This window comes from Pseudomonas sp. dw_358 (assembly GCF_018449655.1).
Classification (GTDB): domain Bacteria; phylum Pseudomonadota; class Gammaproteobacteria; order Pseudomonadales; family Pseudomonadaceae; genus Aquipseudomonas.
Map to the genome: position 1 here is coordinate 59,991 of NZ_JAAVUX010000008.1, position 21,205 is coordinate 81,195.

The following is a 21,205-nucleotide window of genomic DNA, read 5'->3' on the forward strand; positions in this document are numbered from 1 at the left end:
CATGACCATTCAACAGATCGACACCAGCCAATCCCCGACGCCCCTGCTGGCCACGCTCCACGCCAGTGAAATCGACACCCTGCGCGACGTGCTTGCCAGCGCCGGCCAAGTCACTGCCACCGCACGGTTCGCCTACGTGGGCCTGCAAGAGCCGCACAAGCGCGACGTCCTCGCGTGGCAGGCCGGCAACGGCCCGCGCCCGCCGCGGGTGGCGCGCATCATCATGCTGGACATCGCCACGGGGCTGGGCACCGACTACCGCGTGGACGTGGAATCGGCCGTGCTGCTGTCCAGCACCGCCATCGACCCGGACAAGGGCCAGGCACCGATCATCGTCGAAGAATACGAGATCCCCGGCCAAGTGCTGGCCACCGAGCCGCAGTGGATCGAAGCGCTGGCCAAGCGCGGCCTGACCCCGGGGCAAGTGGTCGCCGTGCCGCTGTCCGCCGGCACCTACAACCTGCCCGGCGAAGAAGGCCGGCGCATGATCCGCGTGTTCGCCTTTCATCAGGAGCACCCGCTGGACCAGCCCCTCGCCCACCCGGTGGACGGGCTCTGCGCCTACGTGGACCTGACCACCCGCGAGATGACCGAGTTGATCGACCACCGCGTGTACCCGGTGCCGCAGGAGTCGGCCAACTACGACGACCCGCACCACAAGCGTCCCCCGCTCGAAGGCCTCAAACCCATCGAAATCATCCAGCCCGAAGGGCCAAGTTTCACTGTGCGTGGCGAACATGTGGAGTGGGCCAACTGGAGCCTGGACGTCGGCTACGACCTGCGCGAAGGGCTGCTGTTGCGTCAGTTGAGCTACAACGACCAGGGGGTCAAGCGTCCGGTCATGTACCGCGCCTCGGTAGCCGAAATGGTCGTGCCCTACGCCGACCCGCAGCCCACTCGCTACTGGCAGAACTACTTCGATGCCGGCGAGTACATTTTCGGTCGCTTTGCCAATCAACTGGCGCTGGGTTGCGACTGCCTGGGCGAGATCCACTACTTCGACGCCACCGTCGCTGACTCCTTCGGCCAGCCGCAAACCCTGAAGAACGTCATCTGCATGCACGAGGAAGACTTCGGCATCCTGTGGAAACACACTGACATGTGGACCGGCAGCCAGGAGACTCGGCGCCAGCGCCGCCTGGTGATCAGCTTTTTCACCACCGTGGGCAACTACGATTACGGTTTCTACTGGTACCTGTACCTGGATGGCACCATCGAGTGTGAAGCCAAGCTCACCGGCATCCCCTTCCCCACCTCGTTCCCGCCCGAGGGCTCGGCGTTCCAGAACGAACTGATCCCGGGCCTGGGCGCCCCCTACCATCAGCACCTGTTCAATGTGCGCCTGGACATGACTGTCGACGGTGTCAGCAACGCCGTGGAAGAGGTTCAGGCCAAGCGCTTGCCGATCTCCGGCCTCAACCCCCACGGCAACGCCTTCTCCTGCGAAACCACGCGCCTGCGCAGCGAGAAGGAAGGCAACCGTGACTATAACGCGGCCCTGGGCCGGGTCTGGCACATCATCAACACCGAAAAGACCAACCGCGTCGGCAAGCCCACCGGCTATGTCCTGCAATCGGCCGAAAGCCCGATGCTGCTGGCCGACCCCAGTTCTTCGATCGCTCAGCGCGCGGCCTTTACCACCAAACCACTGTGGGTCACCCAATACGCGCCGCACGAGCAGTACCCGTCGGGCGACATGGTCAACCAGAGCGCCTTCGGCTCGGGCCTGCCCGAATATTCGGCCGGCGACCGCTCCCTGGACGGCGAAGACCTGGTGCTCTGGCACACCTTCGGCGTGACCCATTTTCCGCGCTCCGAAGAGTGGCCGATCATGCCGGTGGACTACGCCAGGTTCACTCTCAAACCGTACAACTTCTTCGACACCTGCCCGGTGATGAACGTCCCTCGGCCCACCCCCAGGCATTGCGCCGGCGGGGCCAAGGGCGGCTGCCATGACTGAGCCTTTGGTCACAGCGCCTTCGTCGCTTCTGCTCGCTTGCGCCCGTTTGGGCGCGGGCCTTGCCGTGCTGTCCGCCGGCTTGCACGCCGTGGCCGCCGGCAGTGATGCCCACGGCCTGGCCATGGCCGCCATGGCTGGATTTTCGCTGTGGTGCGCGGTCAAGCTCTGGCGTCCCTCGGGGCCTGGGGCCTGGCGCATGCTCGGCCTGTGCGCCGGGGCCATGGTGCTGCTGCACGGCGTCATGCAATGGCGCATGCAGGCTGCCATGGCCGCCATGCCCGGCATGGTGATGCAAAGCACGTCGCCGGAACGGGCGATGTCCGCCGCCGTGGTGGTCGCCTGCAGCGAAATGGTCCTGGCGCTGTTCGCCCTGTGGTACCTGCGCAGGCGCCCGTCTTGCTGAAAATCTGCCGTTGCCTGTGAAACCTTCGATCAAAGCCACTTCGGGAGTTGTTCATGTCAGACGTAACAGTAATCGGGCTGGGGAATATGGGCAGCGCGCTGGTCCGCGCGTTTGCCCGGGGCAGACGTTCCATCAGCGTCTGGAACCGCTCGCCGGGGCGTACCGTGGACGCGCCGGTGGACTACGCGGCGAGCCTGGGCGAGGCAATCGCCGCCAGCCCCTTGACCGTGGTCTGCGTGGCCGACAACGGCGTGCTCGCGGCACTCCTGCAGGACCCCGCCGCCCAGGCCAGCCTGACCGGACGCACGCTGGTCAACCTCAACACCGGCACCCCCCGGGAAGCCGCGCAGATTCGCGAACAGGTCCTGGCCAGCGGCGCCGACTACCTGGACGGCGTGATCCCGCTATACCCTACGTACGTTGGTCAGCGCGATGTCGGCCTGTTCTATTCAGGCAGCAGCGAGGTCTGGGCCCGGCACCAGGCAGTGCTCGACGACCTCGGCGGGATCTCCTGGCACACCGGCGAGGCCATTGAGGGCGCGGCGGCCCTGGACATGGGCCTGTGCATCGGCATGTACCACAACATGATGGCGGCTTTCCTCGAGTCCGCGGTCTTCGTCCAGCGCAGCGGCGTTTCCCTGGACAAGACCCTGCGAGTCGCCCGTGAGTGCGTGGATGTGCTGCACGACCAGATGCAGAAGGCCATCGACGAACTGGCCGGCGGCGCCTTCGCTCCCACCGACCAGTCCAGCATCGACGTGCACTTGCATACCTGCAAGATGGCGGCCCGGGCCATGAGCCCGTTGTCACACGGCCGAGAACTGCACCTGGTGTCGACATTGACCGACTTGCAAAAGGCCAGGGACGCCGGCTACGGCGCCATGTCGATGCCGGCCATCACCGCCACCTTCAGCCAGGAGCGCGGCCAATGAGCGGTGCCGAACCGCGGCTGCGCGCCGTTCTCTACGGCGTCGGCGCCATGAACCTGATGGCCGCGCGCATGGCCCGCGACCACGGCGTGGAGATTGTCGGCGCTATCGCCCGCAGCCCGGACAAGGTCGGGCGCGACCTCGACCTGCTGGCCGGTCTGGCGCAACCCTGCGGTGTGCAGGTGGACAGCAACGCCGAGCGCGTGCTCGCCAGCACCCGCCCGGACATCGTCCTGCATGCCACGCAAAGCTACCTGCCGGATGTCTTCGAGCAGTTGGCACTGTGCGTGCGCCATGGCGCCAACGTGCTGACCATCGCCGAAGAGTGCCTGTATCCGTGGCACACCTCGCCGCAGCTCAGCCAGCAGCTCGACGCGCTGGCCCGCGAAAACGGGGTGACCGTCACTGGCGGCGGCCATCAGGACGGCTTCTGGGTCAACATGATCTGCCAACTGATGGGCACCGCCCACCGGGTCGAGGCCGTGCACGGCCGCTCGCAGTGGAACGTCGACGAGTTCGGCCTGGAAGTGCTGCGCAGCCGTCATGTAGGCAAGACCCTGGCCGCGTTTCGCCAGGACACCGAAGGCCAGACGCTGCCGCCCTCGTTCGGCCAGAACGTGCTCGGCGCCCTCGCCCACGCCAACGACTTCGACATCGCCGAACACCGCTATAGCTTGGAGCCGGTGCTGGCCGAACAGGACACCTGGTCCAACACCCTGCAACGCCACATTGCCCCAGGCTCGGTGATCGGCCTGTCGGAAGTGGACGTCCTGAACACCCGCCAAGGCGTCGAACTGCGCTTTGAAATGAGCGGCTTTGTCTATCGCCCAGGCCAGGCCGACTGCAACGTCTGGGACGTGCGCGGCGAGCCCGACCTGCACCTGCAGACCACCGCCACCCCCACCGATTTGACGACGTGCACACAATTCGTCAATCGCATCCCGGATGTCATCAATGCACCTGCGGGATTTATTCCTGTGACCCGACTGCCATCCTTGCGCTACCGCCACATGCCTTTTGCGCGCTGCGTCGACCCGCAGCGCTTGAGATGCCTGGAAGGTGTGTGATTCAAAGCCGATTCATTCCTTCATTCAGGATGTGCAGCATGGCCACACTCGAGCAACCCAAGCGCAACACCGATGCAGCCTCGGGGCTTTCGGACTTCGGCTGTACCTGCAGTGGGGTGGCGTGCTGACCCTGGCGTTGGCGACTGCAGTAGGCGCGCTGTACTATACCGTGGCGCAACGTGGTAGGCGTGCAGGCGCTGCCATCGACACCCTCCACAGCACAGGAATGCAACCCATGGCCGGCAGTCCCCCCATTGATCGACGCCAGCAGATCCTCGACGCCACGGTGGAAATCATTGCCACCGAGGGCATGCTCAAGGCCACCAACCGGCGCATCGCCGAGCAGGCCGGCATCCCGCTGGGCCACATCACCTATTACTTCAAGAGCAAGAACGAACTGCTGCTCAGCACCACCGAGCGCATCAACGACGTGCTCGACCGCTCCATTGTCGACATCGACCAGAGCGCCGGCCTGGGTCGTTGCCTGGGTTCGATGGTCTGGGCCACCTGGCGCTGGATGCAGCGCGACCCGGATTTCCAGATCGCGGTGATCGAAATGTCCATCTGGTACGGCCGCCACGGTGTGGCGCCGGCCCCCGACGTGTATCGCCGCACCCTCGAATACTTGACCGAACTGGCCTTGACCTGCGTGGCAGAGCGCGAACGAGAAGGCTCTCGCCCGCAACTGATGCAGGTGGTCGGCCTGTTCATCGCCAGCCTCGATGGCCTGTTCATCCAGCAACAAACCAACCCGGACGGTGACTACGAAGCCGCCATCGCCCAGGTCGCGCGTACCGCCGAAGCCGCCGTCGGTTAATGCCGCAGGCCTTCCTGGGAACGCGCCACAGTCTGGGACGGCAACTCCCCGTAAAATTCACGGTAGTAGCGAGAAAACCGGCCCAAGTGGTTGAAGCCTGAATCCAGGGCCACGTTCTGGATCGGTTGTGGCGAGGCTACGCACAAGCGCTGGTGGGCGGCATTGAGACGCACAGCGCGCATGTAGTTGAGCGGTGAGACGCCCAGTACGCTGTCGAAGCTGTATTGCAGCATGCGCCGGCTGACCTGAAGCGACTCGCACAGGTCCAGCACGCCAAAGGCCTCGTCGGCAAAGTGCCGGTTGAACAGTTCACAGCCCTGGCTCACCACCATGGCTCGGTTGCTGCGGCCGCATGCATGGGTGCTGACTTCCCCCAGTTGCACCACCTGCTGGATGTCGGCAAACAGTCGACGCAGCAAGGACTCCAGTCCGTCCGCTGAATGAACATTGGCTTGCAGCGCGCTGAGCAACGACTTCACCGTGCGATTGAGCATGTCCACACAACTGTTCTGCTGGCCGAGAAACACCTCGAACGGCACCGATTGCTTGACCTGCGCCGAACGAATGCGAAAGCGCTCGAAGAACAATTCGCGATCAATGAAGATCAGCGCCACCCGCACCGGTTGAGGAATCACCGCATGCAGCGGGACCTGTGACGACAGGTAACTGCCCCCCGGCTCCAGCGCCTGGCCATTGAGGATCATCTGAGTGCCGGCCAGCAAGGTGCAGAGCATGATTTTGTCCGGCGACAACTGGCCGATTTGTTCGAGCATGTTGCCTTCCAGGGTTTCGAACACCACTTGCAGCTGGCTGGAAAAGGTCGCGGACGCCACCACCCCGTAGAAGTCACTGCGCCGGGCCAGTTGTCGATAACTGTTGGCCGTCCAGTCAGCAAAATGACCGGCGTGTTCACCCACATCGAGGGCCTGGCTCAAACGAAAGGTTTTATGGTCCACGAGATCACGAATGTTCATGTTCTGCGTACTCTAAGTTAATAAGTTTTTGCGCTGTTGTATCCGTTGCAAGCAAAACGTACGCCACGAAGACTTGCCCTGAATCAGACACTTCTCATGGACTTTTTCACGCGCATTGCTTTCCCGCAGTGCACGCCTCGAGGCCGTGCACCGAGACAGCGCAAATACGCCATTTGGCTAAATAACGGTGCTATCCGATTTCGGCAAAGCGTCCATCCTCCACGACATCCCATCGCGCCATTGAATAGGCATCGACCGCGTCGACGCAAACTTATAAAACGCTAGAAACCTCTGATTTAAAAGGGCTTGGTTAAAAAGCGCCGTCGGGCTTCATCGAACTTCAGCGCTGTTCAGGCCGCCTGCCGATTCTGGCTACTCGCCCTTCCCGTTTCACCGCAGACTGACCGGGTCCTGTGTCACCACCGTGAAGTTACTCAGCGGCCACCCTATTAACGCGATGGATCAGCCTGAGCCGGTCCGTCCGATCAAAACTGTGTTGTGACTTGCAACGTCTGCCGCTAACCGACCTGTTCCGCTCTCTTTAATCAGGATCCGCAGCCATGAGCACATTCAATCAAACGCCGAGCGAAGCGGATAAAGCTTCCGGCTTGGCCGACTTTGGATACACCCAGCAACTGGACCGGGTACTCAGCAAGTACGCCGTGTTTGCCCTGGCGTTCGCTTATATGTCCATTTTGACCGGCGTGACGGCCTTGTTTGGCTCCGGCTGGTACTTCGCCGGCCCCGCCATGTGGTGGGGCTGGGTGATTGTCTCGGTCGGCCAGTTCTTCGTCTGCCTGTTGTTCGCCGAACTGGCCGCGCAGTGGCCGGTGGCCGGCTCGCTGTACAACTGGTCGAAGAAACTGGCCGCGCCATTCCTGTCGTGGCTGTCCGGCTGGTTCGTGGCGCTGACCGTGCTGCTGACCATCGGCAGCATCACCAGTGCGCTGGCCATCCTGCTGCCACAGATCTCCCCGGTATTCCAGCTGGTGGGCGACGGCACCGGGCCCTATGACGTGGTGCAGAACGCCGTGATCGTAGGCTCGATCTGCCTGGTACTGGTGACCGTCCTCAACCTGGCCAACGTCAAGCTGGTGGGCCGGCTGAACAACTGGGCGGTGATCATCGAGTTCGTGCTGTGCGCCTGCCTGATCGTCGGCTTCCTGCTGCATGCCCACCGTGGCCCGAGCGTGGTCATGGAGACCAACGGCACCGGTGCCGGCCACTCGTTCGGCTGGCTGGGCGCGCTGGTACCGGCGATGCTCATCGGTCTGTGGACATTGTATGGCTTCGACACGGCCGCAAGCATGGCCGAAGAAACCAAGAACCCGCGCCGTGAAGGGCCTCGGGCCATTATCTATGCCGTGGTTGCCAGCGCCATCCTCGGCGCGATCATCATCATGGCCACGGAAATGGCGGTGAAAGACCTCGCCGATCCCAACATCGCCACGGGTGGTCTTTCGTACATGGTCACCAGCACCTTCGGCAGCTTCTTCGGCACCTTGATTCTGCTCGGTGCCGTCATCGCCCTGTTTGCCTGCGTGACCACCGCACAGTCCTATGGCGCGCGGATGATCTTCGCCATGGCCCGGGACAACCGTCTGCCCTTCAGCCGTCAGCTGTCCAAGGTCAACGGCGCCAAGGAGCCCATTGTCGCGATCATCCTGGTGTGCGTGAGCAACATCGCCGTGCTGCTGCTCAATGTTCAGCAGACGCAGATCGTCGCGGTGCTGGCCAGCGTCGGCACCGCCCTGATCTACCTGGCCTACCTGCTGGTCACCATCCCGCTGCTGATCAAGCGCCTGCGCGGCACCTGGCCGATCAAGCACTCGGCGGGGCAGAAAGAATTCTCCCTGGGTAAATGGGGCCTGCCCGCCAATATCGTTGCGGTGATCTGGGGCGTGGCCATGGTCCTCAACCTGATCTGGCCACGGGCCGAGGTCTACAACGCCACTGCGCCCTACCACTGGTACCTGCAATGGGGCGGCGTATTGACCGTGCTCATCGTCACCGCAGCCGGCGCGCTGTACTACGCCGTGGCCCAGCGTGGCGAGCGCAGCGCGACCCTGATGAACAGCCTGGCCCAGGACCACTGATTGCGCCTGTACCTTCAAAAAGGAATACCCCATGACCGTGTATGAAAAAGTGCAGTCCCGCGTGGACTCCCGCTACGCCGTGCTCGACGCCCTGAGCGCCGCCGAGATCGAGCATGTCAAAGCGCTGGTACAGACCACCGACGGCATCGACGAGCACACCCGTTATGTCTACGTCGGCCTGATCGAGCCGGCCAAACAGGACGTGCTGGCTTACCAGGCCGGGACCGGCCCACGGCCCCATCGGGTGGCGCGCTGCATGCTGCTCAACCTGGGCAACGGCGAGTCCCGCGACCTGCGCCTGAACCTGGACACAGTCAGGATCATCCAGGACGATCTGGTGGACGGCTCCCGGGGGCAGTTTCCGATCCTCGACGAAGAGTTCGAGACCGTTGGCCCGATCTGCCTGGCCAGCGCCGAATGGCGCGCCGCAATCGAGGCGCGTGGCTTGATTCCGGAAAACGTGGTCACCGCGCCGCTGTCCCCTGGGCACTACGACATCGAAGGTGAAGCGGGCCATCGCATCCTGCGGGTATTCGGTTTCTACCGGGAAAACCCCGAGGACCTGATCTGGTCCAAGCCCATCGACGGCCTCTGCGCCTACCTCGATCCGATCCAGCGCAAAGTGCTGCAGGTGGTGGACTACAAGCAGTTCGAGCTTTCCCCGGAACGGGCCAACTTCAACGAGCCGGCCTATCGCGGGCCGGAGCTGACCACCCTCAAACCCATCGCTATCACCCAGCCGGAAGGGCCATCGTTCAAGGTGCAAGGGTCGCGGATCGAGTGGGCCAACTGGAAACTCGGTGTGTCCTACGACACCCGCGAGGGCCTGGTGCTGCATCAGATCAGCTACACCGACGACGGCGTCGACCGGCCGATCATCCATCGCGCCTCGGTGGCCGAGATGGTGGTGCCCTACGGCGATCCCTCGCCGACTCGCTATTGGCAGAACTACTTCGACACTGGCGAATACCTCTACGGCCGCTACGGCAACGAACTGCTGTTGGGCTGCGACTGCCTGGGCGAGATCCACTACTTCGACGCCATCCTGGCCGATGAACGCGGCAACCCGCGCACCATCAAGAATGCCATCTGCATGCACGAGGAAGACTTCGGCACGCTGTGGAAGCACAAGGATGTGTTCAACAACTTTTCGGAAATACGCCGTCAGCGCCGCTTAGTGATCAGTTTTTTCACCACCGTGGGCAACTATGACTACGGCTTCTACTGGTACCTCTACCTGGACGGCACCATCCAGTGCGAAAGCAAGCTGACCGGGGTGCTGTTTCCAGCCGCCTACCCCGGGGTCGGCTACCCCTGGGCCTCGGAGGTCGCGCCGGGCGTCGGTGCGCCCTACCACCAGCACCTGTTCAACATCCGCCTGGACATGATGGTGGACGGGGTCGAGAACTCGGTCCATGAAGTGGATGCTGTGCGCGTACCCATGGGCCCGGAGAATCCCTATGGCAACGGCTTCACCAACAAGAGCACGCCGATCCGCACGGAAGCCGAGGGGGTGCGCGACGCCAATGCCGACCTGTGCCGCACCTGGCACATCGTCAACCCGAACAAGACCAACCGCGTCGGCCGCCACCCGGGCTACGTGCTGTACCCGACCCAGTCACCGACCTTGCTCGCCGACCCGGCCTCGGGTATTGCCGCTCGCGCGGCCTTCACCACTCACCAGTTGTGGGTCAGTGCCTATGACCCCGAAGAACGCTACCCGGCCGGCGACCTGGTCAACCAGAACCCCGGCGGCGATGGTTTACCCCGCTACATGGCGGCGGACCGCAACCTGGAGAACACCGACCTGGTGATCTGGCACACCTTCGGCGTCACTCATTTTCCGCGCCCCGAAGACTGGCCGATCATGCCGGTGGACTACGCCAGCTTTACCCTCAAACCCCACGGTTTTTTCGACCGCAACCCGACCTTGAACGTACCGGCCAGCCCCAAAGGCCCGTGCCACGGCACTCCTGCCTGCCACATGAAACCCTGAATCGAGGAAGCCTCCATGACCGTAGATCACCTGAACGACACTTCGGCCCGCACCGTCTCGGTTCTGGGCACCGGCCTGATGGGCGCCGCTGTCGCCCGGACCTTGCTCAAGCATGACTACAGCGTGACCGTGTGGAACCGCTCCAGCAACAAGTGCCGGCCGCTGCTGGAACTGGGCGCGTTGCTCGCCGCCAGCGCCCCGGACGCCGTGGCCGCCAGCGATACGGTGCTGCTGTGCCTGCTGGATTACCCCGCCGCACGGGCCGTAATCGGCACCGACCTGGCAGGCAAGGACATCATCAACCTGATCACCGGCGCACCCGCCGAGGCACTGGAATTTGGCCAATGGGTCGAGTTATGCGGCGGCCGCTATCTGGACGGGGCCATCGAGGCCTACCCCGACGACATCGGCCTGGTCAGCGCTCAGTTCAACATCAGCGGCGCCACGGCGGCGTGGCTCCAGCATAAGGCGATGATCCTGTGCCTGGCCGGCGAATCGCGCTTTGTCGGCACCGACCCGGCGGGCGCCAACGTCTGGGATGCGGCCATGCTCGGCGCGTTCTACAACGTTTCAGTGGGGGCCTTCCATGAGGCGCTGGCGTTTTCCACCGCCAGCGGCGTACAGGTAGCCGACGTGCGCGAGGCCCTCGATTACTGGCTGGCGTTGCTCAAGCACAAGCTGCTGGAGTCCCTCGATGCAATCCAGGCGCAGAACTACTTCACCGATCAGGCGGCGCTGGACACCTACGTAGCAGCCGTGCGCTCGTGGCGCCAATCGATGCTGGACAAAGGCCAGCGCGCCTCGCTGATGACCGCCAATCTGCACAATCTGGAATTGGCCCAGGCCGCCGGCTTTGGCCATGAAGCGGTGTTTTCCCAGTACAAGACCGCCCGCGCCTCGGCCGGTCTGTAACCGTTCTGAATCCACTGGAGACGTTGCATGAGCAAGCCTACCTTGACCACCCTCCCTAACACCACGTCTGCCGGGGAGGCTATTGACATTATCTTTCGCGATGGCGGCGTGATCATCGAAAACCTGATCGATGAGCAGACCCTGGCCGGGCTGCAGGCGGACCTTGAGGTCGCCTTCGCCGAAACCCCCTACGGCGAAGACGACGACTTCGTCGGCAGCCGCACGCGGCGCACCGGTGCGCTTTTTGCCCGCTCCCGGCACATGCTGGGGCTGGCGCTCAACCCGCTGTACCTGGAAATCGCCCGGGGCATCCTGCAAGCCCCGGTGGACATCTGGATCGGCCAGACCCGCCATACCATCATCCCGGATATCCAGGTAGGCGTGACCCAGGGTATCCAGATCTACCCCGGCCAAGGCAGCCAGCCGCTGCACCGCGACGACATGGTTTTCCTCTGGCGCCACCCGGAGTACAAGCGCGAAGGCCGGGTCCAGGTCATGCTCGCGGTAAGCGACTTCACCGAGGAGAACGGCGGCACCCTGGTGATTCCGGGCAGCCACCGCTGGGATGACGAACGCATGCCCAGGGATGAAGAAGCCGTGGCCACAGCCATGACGGCGGGCTCGGTGATGATCTTCATCGGCTCGACCTACCACGGCGGCGGCATGAACCACTCGGACGGCCCGCGCACCGGGCTGACCATGGCCTATGACCTGGCCAATCTGCGCCAGGAAGAGAACCAGTACCTGTCCGTGCCCCTGGACACCTTGCGCGAAATGCCCGAGGAGATGCAGCGCCTGCTGGGCTGGGATTCGGGCAAGAACTACATGGGCTACATCCAGCGCGACGGCAAGATGATCAACCCCCAGGTGCTGCTGCAGCCAGGAGAGCAGCCGACGGCGGCGGTAGGCCTGGCGATGCGCACAGCGTAATCGCGGCCAAGGCAGGCTCCCACGGAGTAAACCTTCAATGTCGAGTGCATCCCCTGGGCGCCAGGCGGGCTATACCCCACAATGGGTCTGACAGCGGGGGGCGGGTCGGGGTTGCTCAGGCTTTTGGTTTGCGCGGTCTGGGGACGGTCAGCAGGCGCTTGACCGCGGCCAGGCATTGCTCGGCCAGGGCCTCGGGCTCCATGGCGCTGTCGGGTTCGTACCACTCTCCGGCACGGTCGACGAGCTCGTGCACCAGAAACGCTTGCAGGTCCAGGTCCAGCCCGCTGTCCTCGCCGACGATGGCCTCGATCAACTCGCGCAGAATCACCCGGTACACCTTCATCGCCGCGAAATAGCGGTGCTTGTGGGTCTCGGGCAGTTCGCGCAGCATCAGTTCGGGGTTGAGCAAGGCATCCGCGGCACGGGCAAAGGTGCGGTGGGCGATGCCAAACAGCACGTGCCGGCGCAGGATGCAGTAAAGCGCGGCCTCGGGCTTGGCCGGGATGGGGTTCTGGAAGATATCGCTATAGAAGGTGCACAGCACCGAATCCAGCGCCGCGATCAGAATGTCGGTCTTGGACGCGTAATAGTTGTAGATGGCCGGGGCGCCGATGTTCACCGCCTTGGCAATCTCGCGCATGGAGCAGGCGTTGAAGCCGTGGGAGGCAAACAAGGTGATCGCCGATTCCAGCAGGCGGGTGCGGGTGCCATGATCAGCATTGACCGGTTCACCGCTGTGCAGGCCGTCGAGGTCAAAACGATTGAGGTAGGGGTGGCGGTCGATGTGCATACCTTCGATTGCTGTTTCGACCGGTTCCATGCTTTGCTTCTTGCCCACTGTCGTCCCTCACCCGTTTGCCTGGTAGCGCCGCTCGACCGCGAGCTGGCAGGGCGCAAGCTTACAGTGCCGGCGCCCGGCAGGGAATCAGGACCAGAAATCGTCGATGGCGCCCTGGTCGCCGTCGTACATGCGGCAGCTGGTGATTTTGTCGTCGCGCAGGGTGTAGACCACCAGTTTTTGCGTGTCGATTTTGCCCTTGCCTTCGCGCTCCATGGTTTCGTGAATGATCACCACCACACCGTCGTCGCCGGACAGCAGCACTTCAGGCGCACTGCGCACGGTCCAGCGGTTGTCGGTCATGGCCAGCAGCGGCTTGACCCAGCGTTCGTGCAGGTCCTTGCCGCCGTGGAAGATCCCGGCGAAGGCGCTGTGTCCGGCCTGGTAGGCGACAAAATCAGGCGCCCAGAAACTCTCGCCCAAGGCCACATCGCCGCGCTCCCAGGCGCTGAGGTAGTCGTTGATCAGTTGACGGTTCTTTGCAGCTGCGCTCATGTCGAGGCTCCCGAAAAATAAAAAGATAAACGCCACACCCGCCGGACAATCACGGGCGTGGTCGTGCCAGTGTTACAGCTCACCACCGCCGATGCGTTGGTAGGTGGCGTGACGGGTACGCTTGTAGTACATCGCCAACAGCATGCCGGCGGCAAAAATGCCCCAGGTCACGATCTGCAGCACCAGTGCATCGGCCTTGGTACCACCGATCAGCAGGTCGAAGTTGGATATAGCCAGGTAAACGATCACCGCCAGACCGACCGTGGCCAGCACCGGAGCGATCAAGGTGTGCCACTTGCTGGCGGCCACCGGGCCCTGGCGCTTGAAGAACATCACCACCGAGGCGCTGGTGAACAGCATCAGCAACAACACCGCGAAGCCCCCCACGCCGGCGACACGGCCATACAACAGAGATGCATCGGTCTTGAGGTAGATGAACACCAGCATCAGCACAAACCAGAAGGCACTGACCAGCATCGCGGCGACGAAGGGCGACTTGTGCTGTGGGTGGATTTTAGCCAGCGCCTTGGGCAGGACGCCGTCGCTGCCCAGGGTGAACAGATAGCGCGAGACAATGTTCTGGCCGGACAACGCCGAGGCGAAGATCGAGGTCACCAGCAACACGCGGACGATGTCTACGCCGGTCTTGCCGACATACTGCAGTACGGCCGCCGAGAACAACCCGGCAGGGTCCTTGTTGGCCAGGGCAGAAGCAGCGCCAGCCCCTACCGCAGTGATCACCAGGTAGGCGGTCACGCAATAGAACACGCCGATGAACAGCACCGCCAGGTAGGCGGCCAGGGGCACGTTGCGCTCGGGGTTTTTCACTTCGTCGCGAAACACCGCCGTGGCTTCAAAACCGATAAAGCAGGTCACCGCAAACAGCACCGAGACACCGACCGAACCGGAGGTGAATGCGCCCCAGGTGAAAGGCGTCGCGGAGAAGCCTTCGGGCCCGCCGTGGGTCACCACTGACACGTTGAAGATGGCCACGATGATGACTTCCAGTGCCATGGCAATGGTCAGCACCTTGGCCGACAGGTCGATGCGCAGGTACGACAGCAGCCCACAGATGGCCCAACTGAGGAAACCGTAGACATACCAGGGCAGCTCGGGGCCGCCGAAGGTGTTGGTCACCAGCGCATTGAAGTTGACGCCGATGAAGGGGAAGGTGCAGAAAGCCAGCAGCAGGTAGCCAAAAATCGCCAGGAACGCCGCCCCCAGGCCCGGGACCTTGCCGGCCCCGGCCGAGATGTAGGCATAGAACGCACCGGGGTTAGGCACATAGCGGGTCATGGTGGTGAAGCCCACCGCGAACAGCAGCATCATCAGCATGGCGACCAGAAACACCATGGGCGCGCCGATACCGTCGAAGATGATGACAAAAGGAATGAAACCGGACACCACGGCCACCGGGGCCGAATAGGCCAACACGGTCGACAACAGCTCGAGCAGGCTGATGCGCCCGCTCATGCGCGGGCCGGCGCCCGTGTCCGGAACGCTGGCGGTACTGGCGCCGCGTGAAGGTGAACTTGCCTCGATCATGGTGTGCTCCGCAGGGATACGTATAGGAAGACGGATCGGCAGTTCCGGGGGCATCGCCCCCAAAGGGTACAAACAGCTGACCTCACGGGCCTGATTTTTGTGTCGTTTCACTCAGCGGGCATCTTGTGAATGAACGATCGTTCGTTTTGCAAAGGTTATCTGATTCGTCGGTAATGTCAAAGCAAAACCGGGGGTGTTCGCAGGCACTAATATTTAGACGGCAACCCCAACATCCGTGCTACCGCCTCACAACACTGATCGGCCACATCGGCCGGGTTCAGCGGGCTGGCCGGCTCGTACCACTCCCCTGCCCGATCGACGATCTCGTGCACGAGGAAGGCCTGCAGGGCAAAGTCGATCACCGCTTCCTCGCCGATCACCGCGCGGATCAACTCCTCGAGGATCTTGCGGTATTCGTCCATGGCGGCGGTGTAACGATAGCGGTGGCTGTCCGGCAGTTCGCGCTGCATCAATTCCTTGTTGAGCAAGGCATCGGCCGCGCGGGCAAAGGTGCGGTTCATGATGCCGAACAGCACATGGCGACGCAGGATGCCGAACAATGCGGCCTCGGGGTGGCGCGGTATCGGGTTTTTCAACACCGCGCCGTAGAAGGTCGACAGCACGAAATCCAGGCTGGCCATCAAAATTTCGGTCTTGGACGCGAAATAGTTGTAGATGGCCGGGGCACCGATGTTCACCGCCTTGGCGATTTCGCGCATCGAGCACGCGTTGTAGCCACGGGAAGCAAACAGGTCGATGGCCGCATCGAGCAGTTTGTCACGGGTGCCCTTGCCGCCCTGGGCATGCGGATCGATGCCGCGCAGGCCATCGAGTTCGAAGCGTGACAGGTAGGAAATACGCTCGACCACCGGGGGTAGCGTGGCGACCGTCTCCATCGAATTGAGCTTGCTCGCCATCTTGTCGTTCACCTTCGCGCCACCCTTGGCTCATGCCACAAATGTTACCGTAGCCGACCGAAAAAATGAAAGAACGTTAATTCACCTTATGATTCCAGCCTTCATCGCACCTATTGCGCCAGCCGCGCCACCGCTTCTATTTCCACCAACATGCCGGCAAAGGCGAACGCCGGCACACAGATCACTACCGAGGTCGGAAATGGCTCGACCGGAATAAACTCGCGGCGCACGCGCTTGAGGATCGGATAATCCTCGCCATTGAGCAGGTAGCAGCGCAGCGACACCAGGTCGGCCAGGCTGGCGCCGGAGGCCGCCAGCACGGTTTGCAGGTTCTCGAAGGTGGCGCGGATCTGTGTCTCGGCTCCGCCCGGCACCACCTCGCCACTGGCATCGGCGCCGAACTGGCCCGAGATGAACAACAAGCCGTTGGCTGCCACCGATTGTGAATATTCCATGTCCTGCGCCCAGGCGAAGGGCCCGCGCAGGTGGGTGTTGGCCGCTGTCATAACAGTACTTCCCGTGTCAGTCGGCTCATTTGGCCAGTTTGTAGTCGTGGATCAGCTCGCCGGCGGGCAGGTCGTTGTCGTAGTTGGACATCCACGCCTGGAGGAACTTCTTGGGTTTGAACACGTGCACCGGGTGCGTCACCGAGCCTTCGCCCAAGGTCACTTGCGCCTGACCGAGCCAGCGGCGCTCGTTGCCATCACTGTCCACGCGAATGTACTTCGGATTGGACGTGGCGATCAGCTGAGCAATGTCCGGCTCACCCACGCCCAGACGGTTGGGGATCAGGCGACAGGTCAGGCTCGGGTAGGAGATCTCGCCGATCATCGAGGGCACGCCGCTGATTTTTTCCGGGACAAAAGACACATCGATCAGCTTCTCGCCGTTCTTGTGGCCGCTGAAGATCATCCGCTCGCCTTCCTGACGCATGGCCAGGGTCGCCATCTTCTTGGGGAAACCCCACATTTCGCGGCCACAGGCCATGGAGCTGTCGCTGTCGACGTAGATGAGCGGGTTGAACATGAACGTCGTGCCCTGGTACTTGACCCGCACGTAGAACCAGACTTCGTTGTAGGTGCCGAACGGCGTCTCCGGATAGGCACTGACCACCGCCGAGATCACCGGATCGGCATCCGCCAGTTCGAGGCCGGGCGGCAGCATTTCCGCCAGGCCCGTGCCCTCTACGGTGTAGAGCAGGTTGATGCTCAGGGCGTTGCGGTATTTGTACAACGGCGCGTGATAGAGCTGCGCCGCGCCGTAGGGTTGAGAAAAAGTAACGTCTGAAATTTCCGATTGACTGGACATCGACAGAATTCCTTAAGCGCCTGGATAGGTTGAAAATCGAAAAACTCGAGGGCGTGCCCCACAGGGCACGACCGGTCATGTCGTTACAGGCTGGCGGTCTGGCTGTACAACGCCGCACGCCGGGCCTGGGTTTTCGCCACATCCACCCTCAGGGACTCGTCGGCCACTTCACCGTCAAACACCACCCCGTAAAGGTCCTGGGCGCAGGCCAAAGACACATAGCCTTCCAGCACATCGAGGCGAACCCGTTCGACTTCGCGCGCCAGCGGCGAGCCGTAGCCACCACCGCCGGCATCGATACCCACCAGGCGTTGCTGAGGAGACATTTCAAACTGCCCAAAGGACGGGATGACGTGCTCGACACCGGTATGGAGGTCTTTCAAGCCGATGTAATGCGCACGGCCAGCCAGGCCACCCTGGGTGCCCTTGGCCGGGTTGACGCCCGAGTCGGCGAACACCGCCACGGTCATGCCGGAAAAACGTGGGCCGTATTCGATCAAGGTCGCCGCACCGCCACGGTTCTTGCCCGCGCCGCCGGAGTCGGCCACCAGTTGCAGACGGTCGAAGTGCACCGGGTATTTCTGTTCATCGATCTCCACCGAGTCGCGCAGCAGCAGGCCGCCGGTCACCGGCACGCCCATGGTCAGCCAGCCGTCGCAGACTGCCGATGCCGCACCGCCCATGGCAGTGACCACCAGCTGGTTGACGTAGGGGGTGTCGCCGCGACGCTCGTCCTTGCCGGCGATCACCGAGGTGCCCGCCCCCAGGGACGCGCCGCCTTCGGCCAGGCCGAATTCGCCCGCCGCCGACAAAGCGGTCTGGGTGGCATTGATCACTCGGTCGGCCAGGTTGCTGGTGGCCATGGAGCAGGACGTGGGGTGGCGCGGGAAACCAACGATGCAGTTCTCGCGGATCAACACCTCGACCCGTTGCAGGGTGCCGTGGTTGTGCGGCATGTCAGCGTCAAGCACGTTGAACAGGCCGGTCACGGCGCTGTTGGTGGACGTGGCGCGGGACATGTTGATACCGGCCGGCAGGCAATCCATGTTGTCGCGCAGGTCGATAACGATGCGACCGGCGTCAGCGTCCACGGTGGCAGTCACTTTCACCGGAATGCTTTCATCGATGATCCCCGGCAGCGGATCATGGTGGGTCAAGGCGGTGTAGGTACCGGACTTGAGCTTCTTGATCGCATGTTCGATGCGCCGCTCGGAGTAGGCAAACCACTCCTCGACGAACGACTCGATGACATCGCTGCCGTACTTTTCTGCCAGCTCGGTGAGGCGACGCTCGCCGATGCGTGCCGAACCCAGGCACGCCAGGTAGTCGCCGTACCACTGGTCCGGCACGCGGATACGCAGGCGGCACATACGGATGATGTCTTTGACGTCTTCGTTGTTGCGCTGGATGCGCGTGGCCGGGAAGAACAACGCGCCCTCTTCGTAGAGGTCGTTGGCCATGGGCATGTAGGTGGTCGGGAAGCTGTTGCCGATGTCCGCCTGGTGGGCCTTGGCCACCGCGGTGAAAAGGTGCCGGCCCTGAATGAACACGGGGACCAGAATCGTGTGGTCAGCCGCGTGGGTATTGCCGCTGTACGGGTCGTTGTGCAGATAAGCATCGCCCTGCTGGATATCGTCGTGCAGCTCGGACATGGTCGCGGTCTGCAGGTGCGATCCGAAGATGTGCACCGGCAGGCCTTCGGCCGTGGCCAGCAGGCGGTTGTCGGCAGTGACGATGGAGCACGAGAAGTCCCGCGCCGTGGTCAGGATCGCCGAGCGACCGCTGCGCAGCAGGGTGTTGGTCATCTCGCGCAGGATCGCGGTGATGCGGTTGGAGATCACTGCCAGGGTGGCCGGGTCGATCTCGACTTTGTGTTCGATGGCGTGCGTCATGATCAGGCCCCCAGATCAATCAGGTAATTCTTGAAGGAAGTGACGGTGGCCGTCATTCCCGGGTACACCACCACGGTGGTGGTCGGCTCTTCGATCACGGCGGGCCCTTTGATCTGCGTCCCGGCCGGCAAGCCGGGGCCGTCGTAGCAAGGGGTCATTACGGTGCCGACGCCATGGAAGTGCGCAGGGCGTTCGCTCTGGGGCTCGGCCTGGTCGCCAGTGGTGATAGCCACCAGTTGCGGCTTGGTCACGATGGCGGTCATGCGGGCTTTCCACGACACCGCCTCGACGTTGGAACCGCGGTCGATCACGGCAAACACGCGGTTATGCACGGCGTGGAAGTCCTCGACAAATTGCGTGAGGTCTTCAGGCGTCTGCAAGCGGCTGCCGTGCAGCGGCACTTCCAGCTCCCAGGCCTGGCCCTCGTAGCGTACTTCGGCGAAGTAGGTCCGCTCGATCCGGGTGATGCCGCGCTTGGCCAGGTCGCTGGCCAGCGCGTCGATCTGCGCGTCAAAGGACGCCAGCAAGGCGTTGACTTGAGTGAAATCAGGGGCGCGGGTGCTGAACAGCGAGGTGCCGGTGAACTCGGAGATGATGTCCGAGAACTGCGCGCCGCAGGCACTCAGGCCGCCAGCCGTACGCGGAATCAATACCTGTTTGGCGCCGGTTTCTTTGACCACCATGGCGATGTTCAAGCCGGCTGCGCCGCCACCCGCCACCATCAGGCAGTCACGGGGATCGACGCCTTCGTTGACCGTGATTTCCTGCACGGCCTGAACCATGTGTTCGCTGGCGATACGCATGATGCCGACGGCGGCTTCTTCCACCGACAGGCCCAGCGGTTCGGCCAGCTTGCCAACCACCGCGCGAGATGCGGCGACGTCCAGGGTCAGGCGACCGCCGAGGAAGTTGTCCGGGTTCAGGTAGCCCAGTACCGTGGCCGCGTCTGTCACCGTAGGGTGCTGCCCGCCACGGCCATAGGCAGCCGGGCCAGGCTCGCTGCCGGCGCTTTGCGGGCCGACCCGCAACAGACCGCCCTCGTCCACCCAGGCGATCGAACCGCCGCCCGCGCCGATGCTGCGCGCATCCACCGAGGACAAACCGGTCAGGTGGCCGATGTAACGGCCGCCCAGCCAGGTCTCGCCGGTGAACACCACATTGCCGTCACGCACCATGCTGACGTCGAAGCTGGTGCCACCGGTGTCGCAGATGATCACATCCTTGGCACCCAGTTCGGCGGCGCCGTAGACCTTGCCGGAAATCGGCGCCATGGACGGGCCGCTGCGGGTCGAGTAGATCGGCCGCTGGATCAGTTGCTCGACGCTCATCACGCCGCCGAACGAGGTGGCGGTGAACAGTTCGCCGACGAAGTTGGCGCTCTTGAGGTCGATTTCCAGGTTGCGCAGGTGCTCCTGCATCAGCGGCTTGAGCGAGGCATCGATCACGGCAGCGGAGGCGCGGCGGTATTCGCGGATCACCGGGTTGATCTGGTGGGACAAGGTGAATGGCACACCCGGCATTTCTTCGGCAATCAGTTCGCCCAGGCGCACTTCGTGATCAGGATTGGCAATCGACCACAGCAGCGACACGCCTACGGCTTCGACCTTGGCCGCCTTGAGTTGACGCAGCACCTCACGGGCTGCCTGCTCGTCCATGGCCTTGACCACTTCGCCTTCGGCATTGATGCGTTCTTCGGTCTCGAAGCTCAAGCGCCGCGGCACATAAGGATCCGGGTAGGCCTGACTGAAATCATAGGCATTGGGCCGGCCGCCTTCGCGCAGCAGCAGGGTGTCCTTGAAGCCCGCAGTGGTCAGGAAAGCGGTGCGGGCGCACTTGTTTTCCAGGATGGCGTTGGTAGCCCGGGTGGTCGCGTAGATGAAGATGCTGGTGTTGGCCAGCAGATGGTCAACGGTCACCCCCAGGGTCCCGGCCGTGACGCCCAGGGCCTCCTTGATACCGTTGAACACCCGGGAGTGGTCAGTCAGCGCCTTGTTGACGATCAGGTTGTGCTTGTCGTCGGCCACCACCACGTCGGTGAAGGTGCCGCCGGTGTCGATTGCGATCCGGTAAGTCATGGATTCTGTACTCCAGCATCGGCGCGCCGGGCGCGCCTCATCAAAAAGGGG

Annotated in this window: 18 protein-coding genes; 9 read left to right on the forward strand and 9 right to left on the reverse strand. The window is 63.2% G+C overall.

Annotation, left to right across the window (positions count from 1 at the left end; all coding sequences use genetic code 11):
- Position 1 precedes the first annotated feature (1 nt).
- The 5 genes from HB675_RS13825 (at position 2) to HB675_RS13845 (ending at position 5,176) form a co-directional block, all read left to right on the forward strand.
- A complete protein-coding gene (locus HB675_RS13825; protein ID WP_213878890.1) occupies positions 2 to 1,960 on the forward strand; it encodes a primary-amine oxidase in 1,959 nt (652 codons plus the stop codon).
- Positions 1,953 to 2,363 (forward strand): hypothetical protein, encoded by a 411-nt coding sequence (locus HB675_RS13830; protein ID WP_213878891.1) that lies wholly within the window; start codon positions 1,953 to 1,955, stop codon positions 2,361 to 2,363. Before HB675_RS13825 ends, HB675_RS13830 begins: the two co-directional genes overlap by 8 nt.
- Before the next feature lie 53 nt (positions 2,364 to 2,416).
- Positions 2,417 to 3,295 carry an NAD(P)-binding domain-containing protein gene (locus tag HB675_RS13835; RefSeq protein ID WP_213878892.1) on the forward strand — a complete coding sequence of 293 codons (879 nt, stop codon included), beginning with the start codon at positions 2,417 to 2,419 and terminating at the stop codon, positions 3,293 to 3,295.
- The gene (locus tag HB675_RS13840; RefSeq protein WP_213878893.1) at positions 3,292 to 4,359 is read left to right on the forward strand and encodes a hypothetical protein; all 1,068 of its coding nucleotides are present in this window, start codon (positions 3,292 to 3,294) and stop codon (positions 4,357 to 4,359) included. The genes HB675_RS13835 and HB675_RS13840 overlap by 4 nt, the downstream gene beginning before the upstream one ends.
- A 235-nt stretch (positions 4,360 to 4,594) precedes the next feature.
- Positions 4,595 to 5,176, forward strand: a complete 582-nt coding sequence (locus HB675_RS13845) for a TetR/AcrR family transcriptional regulator (RefSeq protein WP_213878894.1) — start codon at positions 4,595 to 4,597, stop codon at positions 5,174 to 5,176.
- On the opposite strand, the gene HB675_RS26080 is transcribed toward HB675_RS13845, so the two are convergent.
- Positions 5,173 to 6,150 carry a helix-turn-helix domain-containing protein gene (locus HB675_RS26080; protein ID WP_213878895.1) on the reverse strand — a complete coding sequence of 326 codons (978 nt, stop codon included), beginning with the start codon at positions 6,148 to 6,150 and terminating at the stop codon, positions 5,173 to 5,175. The genes HB675_RS13845 and HB675_RS26080 overlap by 4 nt on opposite strands.
- A gap of 560 nt (positions 6,151 to 6,710) precedes the next feature.
- On the opposite strand from HB675_RS26080, the gene HB675_RS13855 reads away from it, so the two are divergent.
- Genes HB675_RS13855 through HB675_RS13870 form a run of 4 tightly spaced genes read left to right on the forward strand, consistent with a single transcriptional unit; the run spans position 6,711 to position 12,084 of the window.
- Positions 6,711 to 8,246 carry an amino acid permease gene (locus HB675_RS13855; protein ID WP_213878896.1) on the forward strand — a complete coding sequence of 512 codons (1,536 nt, stop codon included), beginning with the start codon at positions 6,711 to 6,713 and terminating at the stop codon, positions 8,244 to 8,246.
- Between the two features lie 31 nt (positions 8,247 to 8,277).
- Complete coding sequence (locus HB675_RS13860) at positions 8,278 to 10,242, forward strand: primary-amine oxidase (protein WP_213878897.1); 1,965 nt, start codon at positions 8,278 to 8,280, stop codon at positions 10,240 to 10,242.
- A 15-nt stretch (positions 10,243 to 10,257) separates the two neighbouring features.
- Positions 10,258 to 11,154, forward strand: a complete 897-nt coding sequence (locus tag HB675_RS13865; RefSeq protein ID WP_213878898.1) for an NAD(P)-binding domain-containing protein — start codon at positions 10,258 to 10,260, stop codon at positions 11,152 to 11,154.
- A gap of 27 nt (positions 11,155 to 11,181) precedes the next feature.
- On the forward strand, positions 11,182 to 12,084 hold the full coding sequence (locus HB675_RS13870; RefSeq protein ID WP_213878899.1) for a phytanoyl-CoA dioxygenase family protein: 903 nt from the start codon (positions 11,182 to 11,184) through the stop codon (positions 12,082 to 12,084).
- A gap of 115 nt (positions 12,085 to 12,199) precedes the next feature.
- Here the strand turns inward: HB675_RS13870 and HB675_RS13875 are convergent, their stop codons facing one another.
- From HB675_RS13875 to HB675_RS13910, 8 genes are all read right to left on the reverse strand, one after another.
- The gene (locus HB675_RS13875; RefSeq protein ID WP_213878900.1) at positions 12,200 to 12,904 is read right to left on the reverse strand and encodes a TetR/AcrR family transcriptional regulator; all 705 of its coding nucleotides are present in this window, start codon (positions 12,902 to 12,904) and stop codon (positions 12,200 to 12,202) included.
- A 105-nt stretch (positions 12,905 to 13,009) separates the two neighbouring features.
- A complete protein-coding gene (locus tag HB675_RS13880; RefSeq protein WP_213878901.1) occupies positions 13,010 to 13,417 on the reverse strand; it encodes a nuclear transport factor 2 family protein in 408 nt (135 codons plus the stop codon).
- Positions 13,418 to 13,489: 72 nt separating this feature from the next.
- Positions 13,490 to 14,962, reverse strand: a complete 1,473-nt coding sequence (locus HB675_RS13885) for an APC family permease (protein WP_213878902.1) — start codon at positions 14,960 to 14,962, stop codon at positions 13,490 to 13,492.
- Between the two features lie 206 nt (positions 14,963 to 15,168).
- Positions 15,169 to 15,891, reverse strand: a complete 723-nt coding sequence (locus HB675_RS13890; protein WP_213878903.1) for a TetR/AcrR family transcriptional regulator — start codon at positions 15,889 to 15,891, stop codon at positions 15,169 to 15,171.
- A gap of 98 nt (positions 15,892 to 15,989) precedes the next feature.
- The gene (locus HB675_RS13895; protein ID WP_213878904.1) at positions 15,990 to 16,385 is read right to left on the reverse strand and encodes a RidA family protein; all 396 of its coding nucleotides are present in this window, start codon (positions 16,383 to 16,385) and stop codon (positions 15,990 to 15,992) included.
- A gap of 25 nt (positions 16,386 to 16,410) precedes the next feature.
- Positions 16,411 to 17,187, reverse strand: coding sequence for an acetoacetate decarboxylase family protein (locus tag HB675_RS13900; RefSeq protein ID WP_213878905.1), 777 nt, complete (start codon positions 17,185 to 17,187; stop codon positions 16,411 to 16,413).
- An 83-nt stretch (positions 17,188 to 17,270) separates the two neighbouring features.
- A complete protein-coding gene (locus tag HB675_RS13905; RefSeq protein ID WP_213878906.1) occupies positions 17,271 to 19,079 on the reverse strand; it encodes a hydantoinase B/oxoprolinase family protein in 1,809 nt (602 codons plus the stop codon).
- A gap of 2 nt (positions 19,080 to 19,081) precedes the next feature.
- Positions 19,082 to 21,154, reverse strand: coding sequence for a hydantoinase/oxoprolinase family protein (locus tag HB675_RS13910; RefSeq protein WP_213878907.1), 2,073 nt, complete (start codon positions 21,152 to 21,154; stop codon positions 19,082 to 19,084).
- Positions 21,155 to 21,205 lie beyond the last annotated feature (51 nt).